Source organism: Paenibacillus sp. RC84, assembly GCF_041260495.1.
GTDB lineage: Bacteria > Bacillota > Bacilli > Paenibacillales > NBRC-103111 > Paenibacillus_F.
The window spans coordinates 137,899-163,289 of sequence record NZ_JBGBYL010000013.1 but is presented as its reverse complement, the minus strand read 5'-3'; the positions used below and the strand labels follow the sequence as shown (position 1 = coordinate 163,289).

Genomic DNA, 25,391 nt, shown 5'->3' with positions numbered 1-25,391 from the left:
CCGGTTAACGCCGTCCCGCTCCCGAGTACAGCCGGTGCCTGCCGTTCCTACGGCCCATCCGGCTGTACGCCTTCTTTACACCAATCTATTCCTGCCTGGGAGGCCCGACTGACTATGGAAGAAATCATAAAGCAGCTGGAAGAACACATCAGAAGCCGCTATGAGATTGAAGAAGACGACGACGATTTCGGCGTAGATGTTCATCTGTTCGATTACGGCTTTATCGACTCGATGGGCGCCACGGCACTGATCGCTCATATCGAGCAAACGTACGGCATTCAAGTGACGAACCAGGATCTGATGCTGTATCCGATGAATACCGTTCGCGAGATCGCCCAATTCATTTCCACGAAAACCGGGAGGTAACACCATGGAATGCAAAATATCGCTGGGACGGCTTTCCGAAAGCCAGCACGGACAGGTTAAATACGCATCCGCTTTCGTGGATGAGCACATTCAGGAAATTTCCTTGGAAGACGGACATCTCCGGATCGTCCATACGTCCCCGAACGGCGACGAAGCGATCCGCGAACGCGTAGAGCGTCTTATCGAACGCTTCTCCAAGGGCGACTTCGGTTTTAAAGAAAACGTCCTGTTCCGCAACGAAGTTTCCGTTCCATACAGCGGCGACATTATCCGCGAACTCGTGGAAAGCAAGAGCATTAAGGTGCTGGAGCCGGGCCTGTTTATTTTCCGCGAGCCGTTCTCCTCTCTCATGCGCTTTCTCGACTATTCGTTCGTTACGAAGATTGCGAACCGCTTCCAGGTGAAGGAAGAGTCTTACCCGGCCGTGATTCACTCGGAGACCTTGAACAAAACGAATCACTTCACTTCTTTTCCGGAGCATATCCACTTCCTCACGCACTTACGCGAAGATTTGGATGTGATCGAATCCTTCTCCGACTCAATCCGTGCTACCGGCGGCTGGAAGGACGAGCTTCCGCTCGATCTGAACGCCACCATGCCGAAGCCTAAATTTACGATGAACCCGTCCACGTGCTACCACTGCTATGAAGGCCTGCAGGGCGAGACTCTCGAAGGAGACGGAATCGTAGTAACGGCTGTCGCGAAGTGTCACCGGTTCGAATCCAAGAACCACACCGATTTCGGCCGTCTGCTCGATTTCTCGATGCGGGAAATTATTTTTGTGGGAAAACCGGATTTCGTGAAGGAAAATCGTCTGAAATCCATCGAATACATTAAAGAGCTTGCCGTAGAGTGGGAAGTCGACAGCTTGCTTGAAATTGCGAACGATCCGTTTTTCACCAACGATTTTCAGGTAAAAGCGTCCTTCCAGCGCAATCAGGAGATGAAATATGAACTGCGTTTGACGATTCCGTACCTGGATAAGTCCATCGCCTGCAGTTCCGTCAACTTCCACAGCAACACATTCGGCAACGCCTTCGACATCAAAGTAGGCAAGCGTGCCGCCGTCACCGGCTGCGTAGGATTCGGCATCGAGCGCTGGGCGTTTGCATTCCTCGCTCAATACGGCATGGATGAGGCCAACTGGCCGGCGTCTTTCCGTGAGCAGTACCTTGCTTGGCAACAAAAATCCCTATAAAGAGTGATCGTGTGAACATACTCGCTTTTTTCAAGAAGAACAGCTTCGTCCTGGGGCTGCTTCTTATTTTTGTGGTCGCTGAAGCTCTCGTCATGTGGTGGAATCCCCTTGAGACAAGCCGCCGGTTCGGTAAAGACGACTTTACGAAGACGCTCTACCATCACGGCTGGTCGCGCAGCGGAGCCGTATTTTACGGCAATTCCTCCGTTACGGGGGCGTATATCGAGGAGAAGTCGGCAGCCAAGCTGGTCGAAATGGGCTTATCCTACGGGAAGCTGACGGATTTGCAGCAGATTCTTCAGCGCGGGTTATATTCCGTGAAAGATGAGCTCGTGATCGGCATCGATGTGCATACGCTGCTGGACAAGATGGAAACCGACTACCGGTTCCCGTGGAACAAGCCCTGGTACAAGCCGTACGTATACGCGTACCGGGCCGACTTCCTGGATGCGGGCAAAGAACTGGTCCGCAATCTGGCTTTTCAGGGGAGTCTCGCTTATGAGCCCCGCTGGATCGACAAGGAACTTTATCACGGGTACGCTACGGAAGACGCGATGACCAAAAGCTGGGCCCGGTACGAGAAGGATTACAACTGGATGACGCTCAAGGACATGCAAGATAACCTGGATGCGCTCCAGTGGGTACTGAATGACGCCAAAGAGAAAGGGATACCGCTTCGCGTCGTTTGGATGCCATTCCGCCAGGACCATGCAAAGCCACCCTATACCGCTGCCATGAAGCAGGAAGTGAATGCGCGTCTCAAAGCCGCGGACGTTCCCGTGCTCGATCTCATGGACCGTTATGCGCCCAAGTACTTTCACGACCTCGTCCACCTTAACCGGGAGGAAGGGGCTCCCCTGTTTACGAAGGAGGTTGACGAATGGCTTCTTTCTTTAAGAAAACCTTCGAAATCCTGATTTATGTAGGAATGCTTTATTTGGTGCTCGTTTATTTTACCGGGCAAGGCTTGTTTATCTATGAAGGGTTTTAGCCCCAGCCTCCCCATGAGGTCTTACCTGTCCGCTTATGTGTGGACCCACTCATTCTCCGTCCGTTGAAGGAGTCCTGTTATGTTTTATTTGAACATGAACGCGCTGCTCGCCATGTGCGGCATGGTGTTCGTGCTGATGGCGACGAGAAAATGGCCGCAGAACAAACGCATCCTGATGCTGCTGTTCAACCTCGGCTTTCTTTTTCTGTGGAGCGGCAAACTGTTTGCGTTCTATATCGCCTATACGCTGCTTAATTATATATTCTTCGTCTATTTGTGCCGTACACCCGTCTGGCGGAAATTTGCGTTCGCGCTGTTCATTCTCGCCAACATAGGCGCCGTAATCCTGTTTCACATGCTCGGCAAGCAGGGCTCGGTTTCGCTTTTGGCAGACGGCGTGATGACACTCGGCATCATGTTCAACGTGCTCAAAATCATCGATGCGCTGTATTTCGCCTATTTCTTCGGCAAAGATGGGCAAGCCAAGGTTATCGACTATGTGAACTACATTCTGTTCATTCCGACGTTTACCTCCGGTCCGATCTTAAAGTTCCGGGACTTCATGGCCGATGTAAAAGTGCCGTACAAAGTCGATGCGCCCCAGTTTGAGGCGGGCGTGAAGCGGATTATTTTGGGCCTTTTCAAAAAAGTCGTCGTGGTCGTCTGGATGACCGATCTGTTCAACAAAGTGATGGACCAGGAGCTTCATACCCATCAGAGCCTCTTCTTGATGATCTGGTTCTACCTGATGATTTACATGGACTTCTCGGGCTACTCGGATATCGCCGTCGGCTTCGGCCGTCTGATGGGCTTCACGATTCCCGAAAACTTTAAGAAGCCGTTCCTCTCTCCCACTCTTACTCAATTCTGGCGGAACTGGCACGCTACCTTGGGGGATTGGTTCCGCGATCATATCTTCATTTTCTTTTCGCGCAAAACGCCATCCAAGCTCATGACCGCCGGGCTTTCGATTTTCATTATGACGCTGATGGGACTGTGGCACGGCTTCTCGTGGCTGTTTCTGATCTACGGGGTTTATCACGGGGTGATTATCGCGATTGAGAATCTGCTCGGCAAGACGACCGTCATCCGCAGAAAGGTTTCCAAGCCTTACTTCTATATGCGATGCCTGCTAACCCAGGCTCTTGTCGTCGCGGCCATTATCATTAACTTGAATAACCCCGACGTGGTCTTACGCGTTTACAAAGGTCTTTTCCATCTCCCCTTCTAAAAGAGGCAGGTGGGAAGACCTTTTTGTTTTTCGGAAAAGCAAGCCGGTTTTCCCTGACTGGAACTTGTTACGGCTGTGCGCTTCATTTCCCGGCAAAGCGGTGATATAATAAGTGTACGCGCGTTCTTTTTATAATTCGTGGAGGTGTACAAAAATGAAACTAGGCGTGTTTGCCGTCCTTTTCGGACAAAAACCTCTAGAAGAAGCACTCGATTACATTGCAGAAAAAGGCCTTGAAGCCGTTGAAATCGGCACCGGCGGTTACCCGGGCAACGCTCACTGCAAGCCCGAAGAACTGCTTGCCGACGAAAGCAAGCTAAAGGCATTTAAACATGCGTTCGATTCCCGCGGTCTGACGATTTCCGCTCTCAGCTGCCACGGTAACCCGCTTCATCCTCAAAAGGCGGTAGCCAAACAGTTCCACGACGATTTTATCCGTACGCTAGAACTGGCTGAAAAGCTTGAAGTCCCGGTCGTAAACGGATTTTCCGGCTGCCCGGGCGATCACGAGGATGCCAAATATCCGAACTGGCCCGTAGCTCCCTGGCCGAACGATTTCCAGGAGATTCTCGACTGGCAGTGGACAAATAAAGTCATCCCTTACTGGACCGAAACCGGTAAATTCGCTTCGGACCGCGGTGTGAAGATCGCCCTTGAACTGCACGGCGGTTTCTCCGTTCATACACCGGGCACCCTGCTCCGTCTGCGTGAAGCAGCCGGCGAAGTGATCGGCGCGAACCTGGATCCGAGCCACATGTGGTGGCAGGGGATCGACCCGGTTCAAGCTGTTCAAATTCTCGGCCGTGAAAATGCGATCCATCATTTCCATGCCAAGGATACTTCGATCGATCCGATCAACGTGAATAAGCACGGCATCACGGATATGCAGTCCTACTCGCTTATGCTGGATCGCGCTTGGCAGTTCCGTACCGTCGGCTACGGCCACGACATGAAGACATGGGCGGATATCATCAGCGCCCTGCGTCTGGTCGGTTACGACTATGTCGTGAGCATTGAGCACGAAGACGGCCTGATGTCGGTTAACGAAGGCTTCACGAAAGCCGTCGAGAACTTGCAGCAGATTCTTATCAAAGAACCGCTCGGCGACATGTGGTGGGTGTAACTGAACAAAAAGAAAAGCCTCTTATCGGCAGATAAGGGGCTTTTCTTCATGCGCTGCATATTTGTAAGCGGCAGCTTGTTACCAGCCTTTGATCATGACGAAATCCATGAAAAGGAATACAGCCAAGCTAACCAACGCAAATGCGATCGCGAAAACGTTTTTTCTTTTGGCCGCAAACAGACGGACCAAGCCGATTGCGATCAGGATCGTAAAAATGATCACAAATGGATCGAATCCGGAAAAACTGGATGCTTGTGCTGCCTCTTCTGCAAATAACATTGTGAGAGACCTCCTTCATTTATCCAACCAGGTAACTTAACGAAATAGCCTTTTACTCTCTATGTTAGCTCTATCGGGGTCAAGATGCAAGGCCCTAGTCTTGATGTTAACAAGTTTGTCACGATTTATTCATTTCTATGAATAGGAGGGTAATTATAAACAAAACCTGTCTGTTTCATAATAATTGTTTATACCCGCTTTTGCCCTGCACGGATTTACGCCCTGACCTAAATATGATACGATCAACCTATCTTATTTCACACTTTTTCTATCGGAATTACGTATAAAAAGGGAGGTCCCACGCATGGCTTATCAACCGATCTGGGCTCAAGACACGTCGAAACTGAACAAGATGGAACTCGTCAAGCTTCAAAAAGACGGACTCGATGTGATTCGTACCATTATTGAAAAGTATGCTCTGGAAGGATACGATTCCATTCCTGAAGACGATATGAATTTGTTCAAATGGGCCGGTGTTTATCAACAAAAGCCCAAGGACGGCCATTTTATGATGCGCGTCCGCATCAACTCCGGCGTATTGACCAGCGCTCAAGCTCGTGCACTCGCCGGCATTGCGGAAGATTACGGACGGAATCTGGTCGACGTCACCACGCGTCAGGCGATCCAGTTCCACTGGTTGACCGTTGAGAACCTCCCCGATATCTTCAAAAGGCTGGAAGAAGTCGGCCTTTATTCTTATGAAGCTTGCGGCGACTGCCCGCGTACGATTGTCGGCAATCCGCTGGCAGGTATCGATCCCGATGAGCTTATGGACACGACTGCCCTGGTAAATGAAGTAAACGATTTCTTCTTGATGAATAAGGATTTCTCCAACCTGCCGCGTAAATATAAAATGTCCATTTCCAGCAACGTATATAACTCCGCTCATGCTGAAATTAACTGCCTCGGTTTTACACCGGCCGTTAAAATCATTGACGGAGAAGAAGTGCTCGGCTTCCATGCTTGGGTCGGCGGCGGTCTTTCCGCGAAGCCCCATTTGGCCAAACAGCTTGACCTCTTCGTGCGTCCGGAAGAAGTGCTGAAAGTCGCTACCGGCGTAACGGTTATTTTCCGTGACTTCGGTTATCGCGAGAAGCGCCACCATGCGCGCCTGAAGTTTCTCGTGGCCGATTGGGGCCCGGAGAAATTCCTGGAGAAGCTCATCGAGCTGATCGGTCCTATGCCAACCCGCGGAGAAGAGAAAGTCGCCGGCTGGACAGCGGCTTATTTTGACGGCGTTCACCCCCAAAAACAGGATGGCTACAGCTATGTCGGCTTGAACGTTCCGGTAGGCCGTCTCAATGCGGAAGAGCTGCGCGAACTGGCCCGCATCTCGGACCAGTACGGCCAAGGCACGATCCGCACGACCATGTCCCAGAACATCATTCTGTCGGATATCCCGAACGACCGGGTGGACGATGTTCTCCAGGAAACCGTGCTGCAGCGTCTGACACCGTTCCCGAAACGTTTCATGAGCCGGACGGTATCGTGCACAGGCAACGAATTCTGCAACCTTGCGATCGTCGAAACCAAGGAACGCGCACGCCGCGTTGCCGAGTACCTGGACGCCAATGTTGATCTGGACGAAGAAGTCCGCATCCACTTCATCGGCTGCCCGAACGCCTGCGGCCAGAAGCAAATCGCGGACATCGGCTTGCAGGGTACGCTCGTTAAAACGCCGGATGGCCCGGTAGATGCGTTCGATATCGCGGTCGGCGGTATCCTAGGTCCCGGCGCCCAGTTTAACACCGGGCTGAAAGGCCGTGTTAAAGGGGACGATGTAGGCCCGGTGCTTGCCGAGCTTATCCGTTTCTACAAGGAAAATCGCAGCCCCGAGGAAACGTTCCATCAATTCTTCCTCCGCGTAGGTGCACCTGCATTCCAGGCGAAATTGACGGAAATCCTTACGGTAGCTTCTTAATTCGAAAGGATGAGAATGAGCTGAATTCGGGTGCAGCTGCCGACCACAGCATCCCTTATGCTCGTACAGAGCTTTCATGAATCCCATATATTCTTAAAGAACTACAGAAAACGGGCAGGATCGTTCTAAAGCGATCCTGCCCGTTTTTCTTTTATTTACTTGTCGTCCAACGCAAAAGAAACAGGAGCAAAGCGAATCACCGCTTTGTTCCTGCTTCCTTTTTGCTTCGAGGCAAGGTGCCTAAGAGTACTCCCGACGCCCGCCTTAGCTGACCGCGTCCTCCAGCAGTTCCTTCGCGCGCTCGGCATAGTCGTCCGAACGCTTGCGGTCGCGGTCCAATATCGGTTTGAGATATTGGCCGGTATAGGAGCCTTCGACCTTGACGACGGCTTCCGGAGTACCGGCTGCGACGATTTCACCGCCGCGGCTGCCTCCTTCAGGACCCAGATCGATCAAATAGTCGGCTGTTTTGATTACATCCAGATTATGCTCAATAACCAGAACCGAATCGCCGTTCTCAACTAGACGGTGAAGCACTTTCAGCAGCCGGTCGATATCGTGAATATGCAGACCCGTTGTCGGCTCATCCAGGATATAGATCGTCTTGCCTGTACTGCGGCGGTACAGCTCCGCCGCCAGCTTCACACGCTGGGCTTCCCCGCCGGACAAGGTCGTTCCGGGCTGTCCGAGCTTCATGTAACCCAAGCCTACGTCCAGAAGGGTATAAAGCTTGCGGTGAATCCGCGGTATATTCTCAAAGAATTCGCAGGCATCTTCTATCGTCATATCCAGGATATCGGAGATGCTTTTACCTTTATAGTTGACTTCAAGCGTTTCACGGTTGTACCGTTTGCCTTTGCAGATTTCACACGGCACATAGACGTCCGGAAGGAAGTGCATCTCGATTTTGATAATCCCGTCGCCTCGGCACGCCTCGCAGCGTCCGCCCTTCACGTTAAAGCTGAAACGGCCCTTCTTATAACCACGGATTTTCGCTTCCGTCGTGGAAGCAAAGAGATCACGGATATCATCGAAGACTCCCGTATACGTTGCCGGGTTGGAACGGGGCGTCCGTCCGATCGGCGATTGATCGATATCAATCACCTTGTCCACGTGCTCCAGACCCTTCATTTCACGGTACAGACCCGGACGCACTTTGGCTTTGTTAAGATCGCGTGCCAGTGTCTTATACAGGATCTCGTTAATCAAGGTACTTTTACCCGATCCCGACACGCCCGTTACGCACGTAAATACACCCAGCGGGAATTTCACGCTTACGTTGCGCAGGTTATTTTCCTTGGCTCCTTTAATCTCGAGCCATTTCCCGTTCGGCTTGCGCCGCTCCGCCGGAATCGGAATGAATTTTTTACCGCTCAAATACTGGCCCGTCAGGGAGTTGTCATTGTTCATGATCTCTTCCGGCGTACCTTGAGCGATAATTTGTCCGCCGTGAATACCTGCACCCGGACCGATATCGATAATATAATCGGAAGCCATCATGGTGTCTTCGTCATGCTCCACAACGATCAGCGTGTTGCCCAGATTTCTCATATGCTCCAGCGTCTGAATCAGTCGTGTATTATCACGCTGGTGGAGACCGATACTCGGCTCGTCCAGAATGTAGAGGACACCCATCAGGGATGACCCGATTTGGGTAGCAAGCCGGATACGCTGGGCCTCGCCCCCGGATAACGTTCCCGCTGCCCGGTGCAAAGTCAAGTAATCCAGCCCTACATTTACCAGGAACCCTAGGCGTGCTTTGATTTCTTTAAGAATCAGGTTGGCGATGGTCCGCTCTTTCTCGGACAGCCCTCCGTCAAGATCCTCAAACCAGTTCTGAGCGTCTCCGATAGAGAGCTCTGTCGCATGCGCAATGTTGGTTCCCCCTACCGTTACGGCAAGGGTTTCCGGTTTAAGCCGCTGTCCTTTACATTTCGGACATGGCTTGGAGCTCATGTACGCCTCAATGTGTTCCCGGATTCCATCCGAGAAAGTATCGCGATAACGGCGCTCCAAGTTCCGCACGATGCCCTCAAACGGCACGTAAGCGTCCTTGACGGTTCCAAATTCATTCTGATAACGGAAGCGGACACGCTGCCCGTCTGTGCCATACAGAATGATTTTGAACTGCTCCTGGCTCAGTTCCGACACCGGAACATCCATCGGAATCTGATAATGGCTGCAAACGGCCGCCAGGAATTGAGGGTAGTAAGTGGACGTGCTTCCCGCCCAAGCTTCAAAGGCTCCCTGGTTGATGGTCTTGTTCGGATCGGACACCAGAAGATCCGGATCTACAATCATCTGGCTGCCAAGACCGTCACACTCCGGGCAGGCTCCGAACGGACTGTTAAAGGAAAACATGCGCGGAGACAATTCATCAATGCTGAACCCGCACTCCGGGCAGGCGAGATTCTGGCTGAAGAGCAGTTCTTCCTGGTCGATAATATCGACGATAATGCGGCCTTCGGACAACTTCAGCGCCGTCTCCAGGGAATCCGCCAACCGGCTTTGAATATCGTCTTTAACGACGATACGGTCAACCACGACTTCAATGTTGTGCTTTTTGTTTTTCTCCAGCGTAATCTTGTCGGAGAGATCCATGATTTCTCCGTTAACACGCACGCGGACGAAACCCTGTTTCTGAATATCGGCCAGCAGCTTGGTGTGCTCGCCTTTCCGTCCGGAAACAAGCGGAGCCAAGATTTGCAGCTTCGTCCGTTCCGGATATTCCATCACCCGGTCGACCATTTGTTCGACGGTCTGGGAAGTAATCTCAATGCCGTGTACGGGACAGTGCGGTTTCCCGATACGCGCGAAGAGAAGACGCAGGTAATCGTAAATCTCCGTAACGGTTCCAACCGTAGAACGGGGATTCCGGCTGGTGGTCTTCTGGTCGATCGAGATCGCCGGTGAAAGCCCTTCGATGGAATCGACGTCCGGCTTGTCCATTTGTCCCAAAAATTGCCGCGCATAAGCAGACAGCGATTCAACATAACGGCGCTGTCCTTCCGCATAAATGGTATCGAAGGCCAGGGACGACTTCCCGGAACCGCTGAGTCCCGTAAGCACGACAAACTTGTCGCGCGGAATGGTCACATCAATGTTTTTCAGATTGTGTGCCCGTGCCCCTTTAATGACTATGTTTTCTCTGGCCACCTTGTACGTACACCCTCTCTATTCGCAGGCCATCCAGTCCTTTCCCCGGAACATCTGAAAGGTTCCCTTTCCGGGTTCGAAGGCTGAGCTTCCTGTTAGTTAATCTCTTTGATGCTCCACACGCTTCAAAATCCAGTCTCTATTGTCTGTTCCGGCTTGTACATACCGACTCTTCGAATATAGCAGAACAGATTCACACCAAAAAGATATCTATGAACAAAACCCTTCGTCCAGCTGTCGCTTGGACGCGGGTCCCATTAAAATATTAATCAAAACGTATATACGTCAATATATACGATAATCTATCAATTGTGCAACTGTCATCCCCAACTATACGGGTACAGGTACTCTATTTACCATATTTGCCTCGCTTAGTACCAGTTATGCCCCGATTGGGCCGGATATAAGCAGACAGACAGGCAGGATCCCTTTCTGTTCTCCTGCCTGTCTGTGCCGCATCGTTGCTATCCTAACCTTCCGCTTTCAGTTCAAGAAGAGCATCGCGCAATTCCGCAGCTCTTTCAAACTGCAAACTCTTCGCCGCATCTTTCATCTCTGCCTCGAGACGTTCGATTACCGCGGCGCGATCTTTCTTGGACATCTTGCCTGTCTTCACTTCTGCCAGGTATTCCGTCTTCTCCTCGGCGACCTTCGTCGCCTCGATTACGTCGCGAATCTTCTTCGCAATGGTTTGCGGGGTTATCCCGTGTTCTATATTGTAGGCTTCCTGTATGGTCCGGCGGCGTTCGGTTTCCTTAATCGCCTTATCCATGGAATCCGTAATTTTATCGCCGTACATAATCACGCGTCCATTCGCATTCCGGGCCGCCCGGCCGATCGTCTGGATCAGCGAACGTTCCGCGCGGAGGAAGCCTTCTTTGTCGGCATCCAGAATAGCCACCAGCGAAACTTCCGGCAAATCAAGCCCCTCCCTGAGCAGGTTGATTCCCACAAGAACGTGGAAGGTACCGAGCCGCAGGTCGCGGAGGATTTGCATCCTCTCCAAAGTCTTGATATCGGAATGCAGATAACGCACCTTAATGCCGATTTCCTTGAAGTAATCCGTTAAATCCTCGGACATCTTCTTCGTGAGGGTCGTCACGAGAACCCGCTCGTCCTTGGCGATCCGGTCTTGAATCTCGCCGATGAGGTCGTCGATCTGACCTTTGGTTGGCCTCACTTCAATGATCGGATCAAGCAGTCCGGTCGGACGGATAATCTGCTGAACCATCTCCGGACAGTGTTCCAGCTCGTATGGCCCCGGCGTTGCCGAGATATAAACGATCTGATTCACCTTGCGTTCGAACTCCTCGAACTGCAGAGGACGGTTATCCAGCGCGGACGGCAGACGGAATCCGTGCTCGACCAGCACTTCCTTGCGCGCCCGGTCCCCGTTGTACATCGCACGGATCTGGGGCAGCGTCACGTGGGACTCGTCGACCATCACCAGCATGTCGTCCGGGAAATAATCGAGAAGCGTATAAGGCGTCGCCCCGCGTTCGCGGAACGTCAGCGGCCCGGAATAGTTCTCGATCCCGGAGCAGAAGCCCATCTCCGCCATCATTTCGATGTCGTAGCGCGTTCTCTGTTCCAGTCTCTGCGCTTCGAGCAGCTTGCCCTTGCCGCGCAGTTCCTCGAGCCGCTCCTCCAGCTCGCGCTCGATGTTCACCAGCGCACGCTTCATCGTATCTTCTTTCGTTACGAAGTGAGACGCCGGAAAAATCGCGATATGGTCGCGTTCACCCAGAATCTCGCCCGTAAGCACGTCGATTTCGGTGATCCGCTCGATCTCGTCCCCGAACAGTTCCACACGGACGGCCTGTTCGCTTCGGGAAGCCGGGAAAATCTCAATGACATCGCCACGGACACGGAACGTGCCGCGCACGAAGTTCATATCGTTGCGCTGATACTGGATGTCCACAAGCCGGTGAAGAATCTCGTTGCGGGACTTCTCCATTCCGGTGCGCAGCGACAGCAGCAGCGATCCGTATTCCGCAGGTGAACCGAGGCCGTAAATACACGACACGCTCGCTATGATGATAACGTCTCTGCGTTCAAACAAAGAACTCGTCGCCGAATGGCGGAGCTTATCGATTTCTTCATTGATGCTGGAGTCTTTCTCTATATACGTATCCGAAGAAGCTATATAAGCCTCCGGCTGATAGTAATCATAGTAGCTGACGAAATAAGACACGGCGTTGTTCGGAAAAAACTCCTGGAACTCGCTGCAAAGCTGAGCCGCCAGCGTCTTATTGTGCGCAATAATGAGGGTCGGACGGTTTAGCTGGGCAATGACCTGAGCCGCCGTAAACGTCTTTCCCGTACCCGTTGCGCCCAAAAGCGTCTGGTGCCTCGTCCCGTTCTGTATGCTTTTGACGAGCTCTTGGATCGCGGAAGGCTGGTCTCCCTGAGGAGAAAAATCCGATACGAGTTCAAACTTGTTCGTGCTCTTGATTATTTCACTCAAAATTTATCACCCACCGTCAGGTAGTCAAATTTAAAAGCACGCGGCGGCTTGCACCCCGTATGCCTGTCTTAATACCTATAAACTTTTACCCGTCTTGCTCCGATATAGAACATATATACTTACCTACAACGGAGATATTCGGGCTGCCGGAAATAAGAATATGTGTTCCCGTATAATTATACTCTTTTTATGATCCGGTTGCAAATATTCAGACTCATTTTCATTTCCTTATTTTAGGCGGCAGCCTGGTCTGCATCATGAACATATTTCGATTCTAGAGGTGGTCAATCGTGGATTTGGCAACATTGTTAGGGCTTATACTCGGCTTGGGGGCACTAATCGGGGGATACATGTGGGACGGCGGTCATCTGACCTCGCTCCTCGTTCCAAGTGCCATGCTGATCGTCTTCGGAGGCACCTTCGGTGCAGTCGCGGTGAGTTTCCCGGTAGCAACACTCAAAAAAATTCCGAAAGCGCTCGGAATCGCATTCAAGCAAACCCAGCGGGACACGACCGCCACCATCGACGAAATCGTCGACATGGCTTCCATCGCCCGCCGCGAAGGCGTACTGGCCCTGGAACAGAGAGCCCAAGAGCATCCCAATCCTTTTCTGAGAGACGGTCTTATGATGGTCGTAGACGGAACGGATCCGGAGCTTACCCGGCAGATTCTGGAGCTTGAAATGGATTCCATCGAACACCGCAACGACGGCATGTGCAAAATGTTCGAAGCCGCAGGCGGCTACTCTCCGACCATGGGAATTATCGGAACAGTGCTCGGGCTTATTCACGTACTCGGCAACTTGTCCGACCCTTCCACACTCGGTCCGGCCATCGCGGTCGCTTTCTCCGCCACCCTGTACGGCGTTATGTTCGCCAACGTGGTCTATCTGCCGATCGGCAACAAGATCAAGCTGCGCGGCAAAGAGCAAATTTCCGAAATGGAACTGATGCTGGAAGGCATTCTGGCTCTACAGGCCGGTGAGAATCCTCAGTTGATCCGCAAAAAGCTGGCTTCCTTCGTTCACGAGAAGAATGCCGATAAGCAAAGCAGCGGAGAGGCGGGTGCCGTTCTTGCGGAAGAGAGGTAAGAAACAAGAAGAACACGTGAACCATGAACGCTGGCTGATTACTTATTCCGACTTGATTACACTGCTCCTGGTATTTTTTATCGTCATGTACGCGATGAGCAAAGTCGATATGAACAAATACGAGACTATGGCCAAGGCCCTGAATTCGCAATTTATGAAAAATGAATCCCTTCTGCCTCAAGGCAGCGGAATTTCCGGCACGATTATACCCACGGCGAGCGACGGAACTAAGCCTAAGAAGGATACCTCCGCGGAAGAAGCGGCCAAGAAAGAGCAGCAGCTCAAGGACATGCTTCAAGCGATTCAGGCGTACATCAAAGATAACAACCTGGAAGCTAAAGTTTCCGCATCGGATACACCAAGGGGCATCGCCATTACGCTGAACGATCTGTTCCTGTTCGATCTGGGTAAAGCCGATCTTAAACCGGCCGCTTATCCCGTACTTGAAAAGCTCGCTACCCTTCTACCTACGCTGAGCAACCGGGTCAGCATCGAAGGGCATACCGATAATATTCCGATTTCATCCGGATCGACTTACAAAGATAACTGGGGACTCTCGTTTGCGCGGTCGCTTTCCGTACTCCGTTATTTTACGAATACGGCTAAACTGAGCGATGATCATCTGATGGCGACGGCTTATGCGGATACCGTTCCTAAAATGCCTAACACAAGCGAAGAGAACCGCGCCAAGAACCGGCGTGTGGAGATCGTCGTATTGAGGGAGTTCCAAAATGACGAGCAGCAGCCGCAGCCACAGAAAGAAGCGCCGCCGGCAGCTGTCGCGGAAGCGGCTCCAGCAAAAGCTAACTAGTTCACGCTCCTATTGTAAAGGTTTGGGAAACTTTCCTTCCCTCCCGCCTGCATCGCAGCGCTAAAAAAACCTCGACGGTCACCATAAGGTGATGTCGAGGTTTTTATTTGGATGAAGAGCCCGCAAGCCGGTGTGTCAGTTCCTGCAGCGTCTGCTTCCGCCTGTCTCTAAACTGCTCGGCAGCGAGCAGAAGGCGGACATGCGCGTTTGAGAACCGATTTCCCCGCGGAACTCGCTCCGTTCGCTCCCTACAAGGTTTCTTCCGAACGTTTCGTCAACAGCCCCGTCAGCTTTCTCGTAAAATAAGTCAGCAGCGGCAGCTGCCGGATTTCGACGTAATAAACGGCATCCTGATCCGGGCAGATGACGATGCCCAGCTGATGATGTTCACCCGCGAAGACGGCCCGCTTGTGAAAACGGATCTCGCCTTCCATGTCGACGATCTCCAGCTTGCAGTACGCCGAGCTCACCTGGATCGCCTGGTGCAGCTCGGTTTTGCTGTGGACCCGGACGCCGTTTACCTTGTGTACAAGCTCTCCGGGTCTCAGCCCCAGCTCGGCGGCGGGGCTACCGGGCACCACCGCCAGAATCTTCAGCCCGCGGGGCTGGTTGATAAAGCACGGGCTGCGCTGCGCTTCTTCCCATCGTCCGTACCAGATCACCGCTTCGTGCAGCACAATTCCAAGCACGGCAGCGACAACGGTGAACGGACTCCAGACCTGCGCAAGCAGCGCGGAGAGGAAGAGCACCGCTGCATAGACCAGCAGCATAGCGGAGCTTCGCCCCACCTTCTCCTTCGGAAGCCGGGTCATCGTCAGCTCCGTAAACCCGATCATGGCGGGGAATGCGAGCAAGCTCCAGCCCGCCATCAGAGCATCGCCGGTAAACAGCGGCGACCAGGGAAAATCAGCCGCTCCTGTACCCGCTTGAACCGGAACCGCGAGGAAAAGCGGCACCGGCCAGAATCCCTGGAGCTGGTAGCCTCCGACGATCTTGCCCCGCTTGCCCTCGTAGAACATGGGGCTCGCCATCCGGGCTCCCTGCGAGCGGATCAACAGGGCTTCCGCCGCATGTAGGACGGCTACCAGAGCAAGCAGGGAAGGAACGTCCGCATTCCTTACCGCGGCAGCCACGCTGCTCCAGAAACCGTCCCCGCCAGGGGCGGGCAGTCCGGCCAACACAACCTGCAGAATACCGAGGAGTCCCACCGAATAAGCGAGGCACAGAAACCGGATGCGGATGAGAATCATCGCGACGGACAGGCCCCACAGCAGCAGAATCGTATCGGCTTGCAGGGAGACGCCTACGAACAGCATAACGACCGATACGCCAAGTCCCGCGACCCAGCCCCATAAATAAGTCCGCCAGGTCTCCCCGATCAGGGAATGAAGGCGGGTGGCAAACAATTTTCGCTCAAATTGAATTTGTTTCCGGTACTGCAGAAGGACGAGAAGAAGTCCGATATACGTAAAAGGGTTCAGCCATAACCGGCCGAACGCCGTCAAGAAACGTCCGGCAATTTCCGCAATAATGTCCATAACTCACTCCCTCGAGGCTCGAAACACGCTTCTTTTTTGTAAAAAATCCGACGGTCCGACTTAGTTATATACATTCGACCCGCCCCCTTCATTTCCTTCCGTCCCCATGCAATTGGCAAAAAGAAGAGGACGGCCGGACCCGCGCCGGAGCGCACAAAGTCCTACCGTCCCTCTTTTATTTCGAAAGCTGGGTCTGCAGCTCTTTAACGGCCGCTTTCAGCTGGTTGTCATTCTTCGGAAGCTTAACGGCTTCCAGAACGGCGCTTTCCAGCTTCTTGGCCGTCGCCGCATCCACATTACCGGTCACGGGCAGACCGCTGCTCTTCTGGAACGCCTTGACGGCATCCGCCGTTTTGCTGTTGTAGTAGCCGTCTGTCCGGCCCGGTTCATAACCTACACCGGTCAGCATCAGCTGCAGGTTCTTCACATCGTCGCTATTGCTGTCCGGCTTTAAAGTATCTTTCTTGGACAGAATCGATGCTTTGAAGAATGCCGGCTGCTCGACCGCGATATCCGGTTCGATCCCCTTCTTGTGGATCCAGTTCCCGTCCGGGGTCAGCCACTTGTAGACGGTCATTTTGATATTGCTGCCGTCTCCCATTTCCTTCACATACGTTTCCTGCACGGTGCCTTTGCCGAACGTAGTTTCGCCAACGGTCTTGCTGCCGACCGCTTCTTTAAACGCTCCCGCCAAAATCTCCGAAGCGCTGGCGCTTCCCTTATTCGTCAGCACGACAACCGGATACTTCTTGCTGCCGTCCTTGGACGTAGTCGCTTCCCGTTTGCCTTCCCGGTTTTCGATCTGTACGATCGGTTTGCCCTTCGGCACAAACGGCTCGACAATATCTATCACAACGTTGAGAAGACCGCCGGGATCGTTCCGGACGTCGATTACGAGCCCTTTCATTCCCTGCGTCTCCAGCTTCTTCAGCTCCTGCTGGAAGTGCTCCGTGGTATTTGCCGAAAACTGGCGGATTTCGATCTTGCCGATGCCGCCCTCAAGCATTTCGCCGAAAACCGTCTCAATGTCGATTTCGTCACGGACTACAACCACTTGAACCGGCTCCGTCGAACCCTGCCGCAAAATCTCCAGTTTGGCCTGAGTGCCTTTCTGGCCGCGGATTTTGACGACCGCCTGATTAACGGTTAGACCGTCCAATTTTTCACCGTTGACAGATACGATTACATCGTTAGCCATGATTCCGGCTTTCTCGGCCGGCGATCCCTTGATCGGGGAAACGACTTTGATTTTGCCGTCTTCCGACGTAACCTCTGCCCCGATTCCTTCGAACGAAGAATTGATGCTCTCGCTGAACTGCTTCGCTTCATTGGAATCCATATACACGGTATACGGGTCTTCAAGCGACTCCAGCATTCCGTTGATGGCGCCGTTCATAATTTTGTCGTGATCGACCTTGTTCAAATACTTGTTCTCGATCAGCTGGTACGTCTTTGCAATTTTGCCGACGTCTTGACTGCTGAGTCCCGAACTTCCTGCGGTTGCCGAAGCTCCGACGGATTTGCTCCCGAGAGGCAGCAGATTTCTGCCCGTAAAGGTCAGCGTCAGAATGCTGCTTGCAAACATCCCCAGCAGAACGAATGCGATCACCGTACGCCCTTTGAATTGCACTGCCGTTCACCACCTTTGTACTTGCACCCTTATGAGCTGCTCTTGTTAGTGTATGACAAGCTCTTCCAATTTATGAGTGCCAGTCGCCGAAAACCTTAATAGCCGATATAGCTGGACGGATTGACCGGTTTCGAATTGATCCGGACTTCGAAATGCAAGTGATTCCCCGTTGATCTTCCCGTTGAACCTACCTCTGCGATTTTCTCGCCGCGTTTCACGGATTGACCTTTGGAAACCTTAATGCCTCCGTTACGTATATGTCCGTATAGGGTCCAAACGCCGCCCCCGTGATCGATAATGACACAGTTGCCGTAGCCGCTCCACTCGGAAGCAACCAGAACGGTGCCGGATTCCGCCGCATAAATATCGGTTCCTTGCGGAGAAGGCATGTCAATTCCCGTATGACCGGCGAAGGAGCCGTTGATCGGGTCTACACGGCCTCCGTAACCGGATGACAGCGAAACTCTCTTCGGAAGCGGATAGCCCATGCTGCCTCCGGAACCCGTTGCCGGACCGCCACCGCTGGAGCCGCCGATAGACGATGAATTCTTCGACGCGGCTGCCGCCGCAGCCGCCGCTGCAGCTTTCGCATCGGCTGCTTTCTTGGCCTGAAGCTGGGATTCTTTCTTCGCATATTCCATAATCGCCTGTTCCTGATCGCTGCTAATCTCTTCCAAATGCTGCTGCTCGGCGGACAGGGATGCGATTTTCACTTCTTTTGCTTTTTCTTTGACGAGGAGATCCTGCTTAAGATCTTCCGTCTGCGCGTACAGATTTTTCACATAAGCCAGCTGTTTCTCGATCTGCTGTTTCTTTTCGGCCACAAGGGCGCGGTCTTTCTTGTTCGCTTCCAGAATCTCTTTATCCTGGCCCACGATAGATTTCAGCGCCGACATCCGGTCGATAAAATCCGAAAAGCTCGTGGAGTTCAGGACGACTTCCAGATAAGATACCGAACCGTTCTCGTACATAATGCGCATACGCTTCTTCAAAAGCTCGTCCCGGGTTTCAACCCGCTTCTCCGCTTCGTCCAGCTGCTTGGCGTTGTCTTCGAGGTCCTCGGTCGTGTTCTCGATCTGGACGTTCAAGCCGGAAAGTTTGGCCGTCGCGCTGTCGAGCTGGTCCATCAAGGTTTCGATATCCTTGGCGGTTTCCTGTTTTTCCTGCTGAACCTGTGTAAGCTGATTTTGAACGTCCTTCGCCTTCTGTTCGGCTGCGGACTTCATTTTCTTCATATTCGAAATTTCCTGATCGATTTTGGCCGAGTTGGAAGCCCCGTTGGCCACCGCATACGGCAGCAATGTTGTCGAGATTCCGAGTGCAACCACTAAAGGCATGAGTCTTTTCTTCAAGTGTTGATCCTCCTCTTACACATTGTGCATGCGCCCATTCACGTCTACACTTTGAGAAACTTGCGCACGGAGATGATGCTGCCCCAAATTCCGATAAGGAAACCCAGGCATAACAGCAGTCCGGCAATGACATAACTGATTTCGGCAAAAGGCTTTAATTTGATAAAGACCATACTCAGGTCCGACTTGCTGGACTCCACCAGCTTGTTGTACCCGTACAGGAGCACGGCCACCGGTATGGCGGAACCGCCGATTCCCAGCAGAGCCCCTTCGATAAAGAACGGCCAGCGGATAAAAGCGTTCGTCGCGCCGACCAGCTTCATGATCGAGATCTCTCTGCGTCTGGCGACAATGGTAAGCTTGATGGTGTTGGCAATCAGAAATACGGATGTAAAAGCGAGAAGCGCTACAAGAACGAGTCCGACGTTGCGGACAATTTGCGTAATTTTGAACATGTTCTCAACCGTGCCCTGGCCGTACTTGACGCTGCCGATCGGCTTCGGTTCCTTGCCTTCGTTAAGCTTGTTGATTTTATCTGCAACTCCCGCCACTTGCCGGGGGTCTTTAACCTCGACTTTAAAAGCAGGCGGCAGCGGATTCTCGTCGCCTTCGAACCCTTCCAGGAACCCTTTTCCTTCTTCCCCGAGACGGTTCCGGAGATCTTCAAGCCCTTGCTCCTTCGAAACGAAAGTGACCTTCTGGACTTCGGGCAGGGCATTCAGCTCCTGCTTCAACTGGTTGGTCTGATCTTCCGTAATGTTCAAATCCATGTACACGCGGATTTCGACTTGTTTCTCTATTTGATCTGCCACATAATTCACATTCAATGACAGCAGCAGGAATAAGCCCAGTATAAAAAGCGAAATAGTGATGGAACTGATCGACGCGAAGGTCATCCATCCGTTGCGAATGATGTTGCGAAAGCCTTCCCGCAGATGGCGGGCCATTGTCCTACTCTTCATAACCGTACTCACCTCGCAGCTCGTCACGGGCAATAATCCCGTTCTCGATAGCGATAACGCGTTTGCGCATCGTGTTGACGATTTCTTTGTTGTGGGTCGCCATCATGATCGTCGTTCCACGGAAATTGATTTCTTCCAGAAGCTTCATGATTCCCCACGAGGTTTCGGGATCCAGGTTGCCTGTCGGCTCATCGGCGACAATCACGGCCGGGTTGTTCACTATTGCCCGGGCAATTGCGATCCTCTGCTGTTCACCGCCAGAGAGCTGTCCCGGGAAAGAATTGGCCTTATCCTTCAAGTGCACGAGGTCGAGTACTTCCATCGTGCGCTTTTTGATCAACTTCTTCGGTGCCTCGATAACTTCCATCGCAAAAGAAATATTTTCATAGACGGTCATCTTCGGCAGCAGCCGGTAATCCTGAAAAATAACGCCGATGTTGCGGCGCACATACGGGATTTTCCGTTGTTTAAGCTTCTCGATATTAAACCCGTTCACAAATATTTGCCCTTTTGTAGGTTTTTCCTCCCGATAGATCATCTTCATAAAAGTAGATTTACCGGCGCCGGACGGGCCGACAATATAAACGAATTCGTTGCGGTCGACCTTGACATCGATCCCCCGCAGCGCATGAGTTCCGTTAGGATACGTTTTCCAGACATCCTGCATTTCGATCAAAATCATCACTTCCTGTTAACGGCGGATTGATCCTAGCTCATACAAGTTCGACATCCATCTTAAAAATCCTTTTAAAAAAGGGAATATTCAACATCTTTTCACAGCGGACGCGAATTTTGTTGGGGTTTGCCCTATTTTCGACTCAGGCATATTTGTCCGATGAATCCATAGACATGTAGAACAGGCATCCGTCTGAATGTTCAAGTTCAACTTGAGTCCAAAGTGTCAGTGCGCCAAATTCTTTGAAGGAGTTTACTTATGAAGCCAGTTAAGCGTGTGCTAACGACAATTGCCATCGTCCTGCCGCTGGCGGCCGTTATAGCTCTGGGTTCCATTGCCTTTTACGGCTCGCGCCCGGCTTTTCCGGAGCAATTCACCGTATCGGGGTGGAAGGTGGGCGGAATGGCTTACGCCGATTTCCCCGGGCAGTTAAGCCGTCAGGTTGCGCTTCTGAATTCCGTTCCCGTACAGCTTGTGTCCGACCGGAAGGAAGTTCCTTCCCGCTCGCAGAAGCTTCAGGACCTGGGATTGCGCATAGACGACCGCGAGCTTCAGACACTCCTTCATGACCTTACGGAAGGAAATTTGCTGGATCGTGCGCGCAACCGCTGGAAGCTCCGCCATTACCAAGCGAAAATCGGCTTGTTCATAGAAGCGGATCAGCTCGAAAAGAAGCTGCGGATCCTATGGCCCGATATCTATGCCGTACAACCGGTATCCGCCCAGCGCATCGTTACGCCCGATGACCGCGTGCAGTATAAAGCGGGACAACCCGCCCTCCGCATCGATGCTTCCCGCTTGAAGGCGGACATAGAGCAACAGATCAGGCAGATAGATCCTAAACGGGCGGAGAATCCGCTTTCCATCCAAGTCCCATTTCGGCTGCAGGAACCCGAGGTGACGGAAAAAATGCTGCGCGACCAGCATGTGGACCGGCTTATCACGCAGTTCTCGACCCCGCTTAACCAATCGTCGCCGGGACGCAAGCATAACGTCCGCTCGACCGCAGCTATGCTTCATGAAGTAATCCTAAAGCCGGGCGAAATTTTCGATTACGCCCCTATTATTGAACAGACCGGCGTTAAATTCGGCTTCCGGGAAGCTCCCGTTATCCTAAACGGCAAGCTTGTTCCCGGAGTAGGGGGCGGAATTTGCCAAGTTTCCACCACGCTCTACAACGCGGTTTTGCGCGCCGGTCTGGAGATTGTCGAACGAAGAAACCATTCGCTGCCGATCAGCTACGCCCCTTTGGGGCAAGATGCCACCTTTTCGACAGGTTTCATCAATTTTCGCTTCCGAAACGACACAAAAGCCCACCTCCTTATCCGAACGGAAATGTCGGATACGGCGCTGACTATTAAACTATTCGGGAGCATTCCCTCGGATACGACGTATGAGATTATGTCGAATACCGTTGAGACGATTCAACCGCCCGTCAAATACGTGCACAACCCCGGGTTGAGAGCCGGCGAACAGGTGGAGCTAAGTCCCGGCAAGCAAGGGTTTGTGGTCGATACCTACCGGATAAAAAAGCAGGCCGGCAAAGAAGTCTCCCGTGAAAAAATTTCCAGAGACCGCTATACTCCGCAAGCGAGAGTCGTCGCGTCTAATACAGGTGTACTCAAGCCGCCGGCGGAATCCGCTCCTCCGCCAAAGAACGTCATTGAAGACGGAGTCACCCAAAACGGCAAGACACCTTAGTGCCCGCGTAACAACCCGTTCACCCGGCAAAAGAGGGACAGGGCGAAACAGGAAAGGCCCTGAATAACCCGTGCGCGGCACAACGGCCAAACGCATGAATTTCATGAGCCTTTCGGTTATTTCCCCATTATTTACTTTTATCGAGCTTGCTGTCAACCCAGTTTACAGTTACTTCCAGACCCTTCTCCGCACGCGAAATAGCTCCCTCTACCTGGCTGCTGGCCGTGCCTCCGTATACGTTACGGGCATTGACCACCTGCTCCGGTTGAAGCACTTCGTAAATGTCGTCACCAAACAGTTCAGAGAACTTGTTGAACTCTTCCATGGACAAATCGAGCAGGAATTTACCCTCTTGGATGCAGTAGAGGACTGTCTTGCCGATCACTTCGTGAGCCTGGCGGAATGGCAGACCCTTGTTTACGAGATAGTCCGCAATGTCTGTGGCGTTAGAGAAATCCTGATTAACCGCCTGGCGCATGCGGGCTTTGTTCACTTTCATTGTCGAGATCATCGGTGCAAAAAGCTGCAGGGCGCCTTGAAGGGTACGGACTGTGTCCAGCATGCCTTCTTTGTCTTCCTGCATGTCCTTGTTATAGGCCAACGGGAGCGCCTTGAGAACGGTCATGAGACCGAACAGGTTGCCGTAGACGCGGCCGGTTTTGCCGCGGACAAGTTCGGCGACATCCGGGTTCTTCTTCTGCGGCATAATGGAACTGCCCGTACAGAACGCATCGTCCAGTTCGACGAAGTTAAATTCGGTGCTGGACCACATAACCAGCTCCTCGCAGAAACGGGACAGGTGCATCATGATGAAGGATGCATTGGCGAGAAACTCCAGAATAAAGTCGCGGTCGCTGACGGCGTCCAGACTATTCTCGTATACTCCCTCGAAGCCAAGCTGTTCCGCAACAAAATGACGGTCAATCGGGAACGTTGTGCCCGCAAGCGCACCGGCGCCCAGCGGCAGAACGTTGATCCGCTTGTAGCTGTCCTGAAGACGCTCGATATCACGCTGGAACATCGACACGTAGGCCATCAGATGGTGGGCGAACAGAATCGGCTGCGCACGCTGGAGATGCGTATATCCCGGCACGATAGTATCCAGATTGGCCTTTGCCTGCGTCAGGAGGGCTTCCTGAAGCTTCTGGAGCAGGCTGACGAATTCCACCACGCGCCCGCGCAAATACAGGTGCATGTCGGTCGCCACCTGATCGTTACGGCTGCGGCCCGTGTGCAGCTTGCCGCCTACCGGCCCGATCTCATCGATCAGCGTCTTTTCGATATTCATATGAATGTCTTCGTTGGCGATCGTGTATTCCAGCTCGCCGCGGCGGATCATGCCCAGTACGCGGTTAAGACCGTCCTTGATCGTTTCGACATCCTCTTGAGGCAGGATGCCGCATTTGCCGAGCATAGTCACGTGGGCAAGACTGCCCTGGATGTCTTCTTCCGCCAGTTCTTTATCGAACGTGATGGAAGCTGTGTATTCTTCTACTAATTGGTCGGTTTGCTTCGTAAACCGACCGCCCCATAATTTCGACACGTTGCTGCCTCCTTCGATTTTAACGGAACAACGGGCCGCTTCCGGCCCGTTCCCCGTTTCCTGTTTCACAGGTATATAAACAAACGATTGGTTTCCCGTTTATTTCCCGGATTGCTGCTCTACGCCGGAACTTACTTTCAAACGCAGCGCGTTGAGACGGATGAAACCTGCCGCATCGCCCTGGTCGTAAGCTTGGGTCGGATCCGCTTCCATCGTCGCGATATTCGGGTTATACAAGCTCACCGGACTCTTCACGCCGGCGGCAATCACGTTACCTTTGTACAGCTTCATACGAACCGTGCCCGTTACGTTTTTCTGGCTCTCGGTTACAAGCGCTTGAATAGCCAGACGTTCCGGAGCAAACCAGAACCCGTTGTATACGAGTGTGCTGTATTTGGAGATCAGAGAGTCGCGTAGATGCATGACTTCACGGTCCATGGTCAGGGATTCGATGCGGCGGTGAGCCGCAAACAGAATCGTGCCGCCCGGCGTCTCGTACACGCCGCGGCTCTTCATGCCCACGAAGCGGTTCTCGACCATGTCGATACGGCCGATGCCGTGCTTGCCGCCAAGCTCATTGAGCGTCTCCATCATTTGCAGCGGGTTCAGCTTCTCGCCGTTGATAGCGACTGCATTGCCCTGCTCAAATTCAAGCTCGATGTACTCCGGCTGATCCGGCGCGTCTTCCGGAGATACGCTGAGCACGTACATATCGCGGTTGGAATCGGCGCTTGCGTCGAACCAAGGGTCCTCGAGCATGCCGCTCTCGAAAGAGATGTGCAGCAGGTTGCGGTCCGTCGAATACGGTTTCGACGCGGTCGCCTGCACCTGGATGCCGTGCTTCTCGGCATACGCGATCATTTCGGCGCGGCCCGGGAACTGCTCCCGGAACGCTTCCAGACGCCATGGGGCGATTACGCCGATTTCCGGCGCAAGCGCAGCGGCCGTCAGCTCAAAGCGCACTTGGTCGTTCCCTTTGCCGGTTGCGCCGTGCGCAATGGCCGTAGCGCCTTCGGCGCGGGCGATCTCGGCCATGCGCTTGGCGATCAGCGGGCGCGCGATGCTCGTCCCGAGCAGGTATTGCCCTTCGTACAGCGCGCCGGACTGGAACATCGGATAGATGAAGTCGCTCGCGAATTCTTCGCGGAGATCATCGATGTAGACCTTGCTGGCGCCGGTCGCCAGCGCTTTTTCTTCCAGGCCGTCGAGTTCGTCCTTCTGCCCGATATCCGCTGTAAATGCGATAATTTCAGCGTCATATGTTTCTTTAAGCCAAGCCAGAATAACGGACGTATCCAAACCGCCCGAGTAGGCCAGCACGATTTTTTCTTTAGCCATGTTTTCCCTCACCTTTG

The 25,391-nt window shown here is 52.9% G+C and carries 19 protein-coding genes; 9 read left to right on the top strand and 10 right to left on the bottom strand.

Features of this window, described 5'->3' with window-relative positions; all coding sequences use genetic code 11:
• Window positions 1-114: 114 nt before the first annotated feature.
• From ABH899_RS26350 to ABH899_RS26330, 5 genes are all read left to right on the top strand, one after another.
• A complete protein-coding gene (locus ABH899_RS26350; protein ID WP_009677019.1) occupies window positions 115-366 on the top strand; it encodes an acyl carrier protein in 252 nt (83 codons plus the stop codon).
• A gap of 4 nt (window positions 367-370) precedes the next feature.
• Window positions 371-1,564 (top strand): class-II aminoacyl-tRNA synthetase family protein, encoded by a 1,194-nt coding sequence (locus tag ABH899_RS26345; protein WP_370001716.1) that lies wholly within the window; start codon window positions 371-373, stop codon window positions 1,562-1,564.
• Between the two features lie 11 nt (window positions 1,565-1,575).
• Window positions 1,576-2,481: a hypothetical protein gene (locus ABH899_RS26340; RefSeq protein ID WP_370001715.1), complete on the top strand. Its 906-nt coding sequence runs from the start codon at window positions 1,576-1,578 to the stop codon at window positions 2,479-2,481.
• A gap of 153 nt (window positions 2,482-2,634) precedes the next feature.
• Entirely contained in the window at window positions 2,635-3,786 is a 1,152-nt protein-coding gene (locus ABH899_RS26335) for an MBOAT family O-acyltransferase (protein ID WP_218231301.1), read from the top strand.
• A 154-nt stretch (window positions 3,787-3,940) separates the two neighbouring features.
• A complete protein-coding gene (locus ABH899_RS26330) occupies window positions 3,941-4,909 on the top strand; it encodes a sugar phosphate isomerase/epimerase family protein (RefSeq protein WP_009677027.1) in 969 nt (322 codons plus the stop codon).
• Between the two features lie 78 nt (window positions 4,910-4,987).
• Here ABH899_RS26330 and ABH899_RS26325 read toward each other — a convergent pair whose 3' ends face one another.
• Window positions 4,988-5,188, bottom strand: coding sequence for a DUF2759 family protein (locus ABH899_RS26325; RefSeq protein WP_009677089.1), 201 nt, complete (start codon window positions 5,186-5,188; stop codon window positions 4,988-4,990).
• Between the two features lie 304 nt (window positions 5,189-5,492).
• On the opposite strand from ABH899_RS26325, the gene ABH899_RS26320 reads away from it, so the two are divergent.
• Window positions 5,493-7,109, top strand: a complete 1,617-nt coding sequence (locus ABH899_RS26320) for a nitrite/sulfite reductase (protein WP_009677005.1) — start codon at window positions 5,493-5,495, stop codon at window positions 7,107-7,109.
• Between the two features lie 264 nt (window positions 7,110-7,373).
• Here ABH899_RS26320 and uvrA read toward each other — a convergent pair whose 3' ends face one another.
• Together uvrA and uvrB are read right to left on the bottom strand one after the other, a co-directional pair.
• A complete protein-coding gene (gene uvrA / locus ABH899_RS26315; protein ID WP_370001713.1) occupies window positions 7,374-10,265 on the bottom strand; it encodes an excinuclease ABC subunit UvrA in 2,892 nt (963 codons plus the stop codon).
• A gap of 469 nt (window positions 10,266-10,734) precedes the next feature.
• A complete protein-coding gene (uvrB, locus tag ABH899_RS26310) occupies window positions 10,735-12,732 on the bottom strand; it encodes an excinuclease ABC subunit UvrB (RefSeq protein WP_370001711.1) in 1,998 nt (665 codons plus the stop codon).
• 290 nt (window positions 12,733-13,022) lie between these two features.
• Between uvrB and ABH899_RS26305 the strand changes: the two genes are divergently transcribed.
• Window positions 13,023-13,823 (top strand): flagellar motor protein, encoded by an 801-nt coding sequence (locus tag ABH899_RS26305; RefSeq protein WP_370001709.1) that lies wholly within the window; start codon window positions 13,023-13,025, stop codon window positions 13,821-13,823.
• Window positions 13,807-14,634, top strand: coding sequence for a flagellar motor protein MotB (locus ABH899_RS26300; RefSeq protein ID WP_370001707.1), 828 nt, complete (start codon window positions 13,807-13,809; stop codon window positions 14,632-14,634). The genes ABH899_RS26305 and ABH899_RS26300 overlap by 17 nt, the downstream gene beginning before the upstream one ends.
• A 248-nt stretch (window positions 14,635-14,882) precedes the next feature.
• On the opposite strand, the gene ABH899_RS26295 is transcribed toward ABH899_RS26300, so the two are convergent.
• The 5 genes from ABH899_RS26295 to ftsE all read right to left on the bottom strand — a co-directional run bounded on the left by ABH899_RS26295 (window position 14,883) and on the right by ftsE (window position 20,792).
• Window positions 14,883-16,172 carry a PDZ domain-containing protein gene (locus ABH899_RS26295; RefSeq protein ID WP_370001705.1) on the bottom strand — a complete coding sequence of 430 codons (1,290 nt, stop codon included), beginning with the start codon at window positions 16,170-16,172 and terminating at the stop codon, window positions 14,883-14,885.
• 175 nt (window positions 16,173-16,347) lie between these two features.
• Complete coding sequence (locus tag ABH899_RS26290; protein WP_370001703.1) at window positions 16,348-17,802, bottom strand: S41 family peptidase; 1,455 nt, start codon at window positions 17,800-17,802, stop codon at window positions 16,348-16,350.
• A 95-nt stretch (window positions 17,803-17,897) separates the two neighbouring features.
• Window positions 17,898-19,154, bottom strand: a complete 1,257-nt coding sequence (locus ABH899_RS26285) for a murein hydrolase activator EnvC family protein (protein WP_370001701.1) — start codon at window positions 19,152-19,154, stop codon at window positions 17,898-17,900.
• Between the two features lie 44 nt (window positions 19,155-19,198).
• Window positions 19,199-20,116 carry a permease-like cell division protein FtsX gene (gene ftsX / locus ABH899_RS26280; protein ID WP_370001699.1) on the bottom strand — a complete coding sequence of 306 codons (918 nt, stop codon included), beginning with the start codon at window positions 20,114-20,116 and terminating at the stop codon, window positions 19,199-19,201.
• Entirely contained in the window at window positions 20,106-20,792 is a 687-nt protein-coding gene (ftsE, locus tag ABH899_RS26275; RefSeq protein WP_370001697.1) for a cell division ATP-binding protein FtsE, read from the bottom strand. Before ftsE ends, ftsX begins: the two co-directional genes overlap by 11 nt.
• A gap of 258 nt (window positions 20,793-21,050) precedes the next feature.
• On the opposite strand from ftsE, the gene ABH899_RS26270 reads away from it, so the two are divergent.
• Window positions 21,051-22,493: a VanW family protein gene (locus ABH899_RS26270; RefSeq protein WP_370001695.1), complete on the top strand. Its 1,443-nt coding sequence runs from the start codon at window positions 21,051-21,053 to the stop codon at window positions 22,491-22,493.
• A 127-nt stretch (window positions 22,494-22,620) separates the two neighbouring features.
• Here ABH899_RS26270 and argH read toward each other — a convergent pair whose 3' ends face one another.
• Entirely contained in the window at window positions 22,621-24,036 is a 1,416-nt protein-coding gene (gene argH / locus ABH899_RS26265) for an argininosuccinate lyase (protein WP_370001693.1), read from the bottom strand.
• Window positions 24,037-24,135: 99 nt separating this feature from the next.
• The gene (locus ABH899_RS26260) at window positions 24,136-25,374 is read right to left on the bottom strand and encodes an argininosuccinate synthase (protein ID WP_370001691.1); all 1,239 of its coding nucleotides are present in this window, start codon (window positions 25,372-25,374) and stop codon (window positions 24,136-24,138) included.
• Window positions 25,375-25,391: the final 17 nt, after the last annotated feature.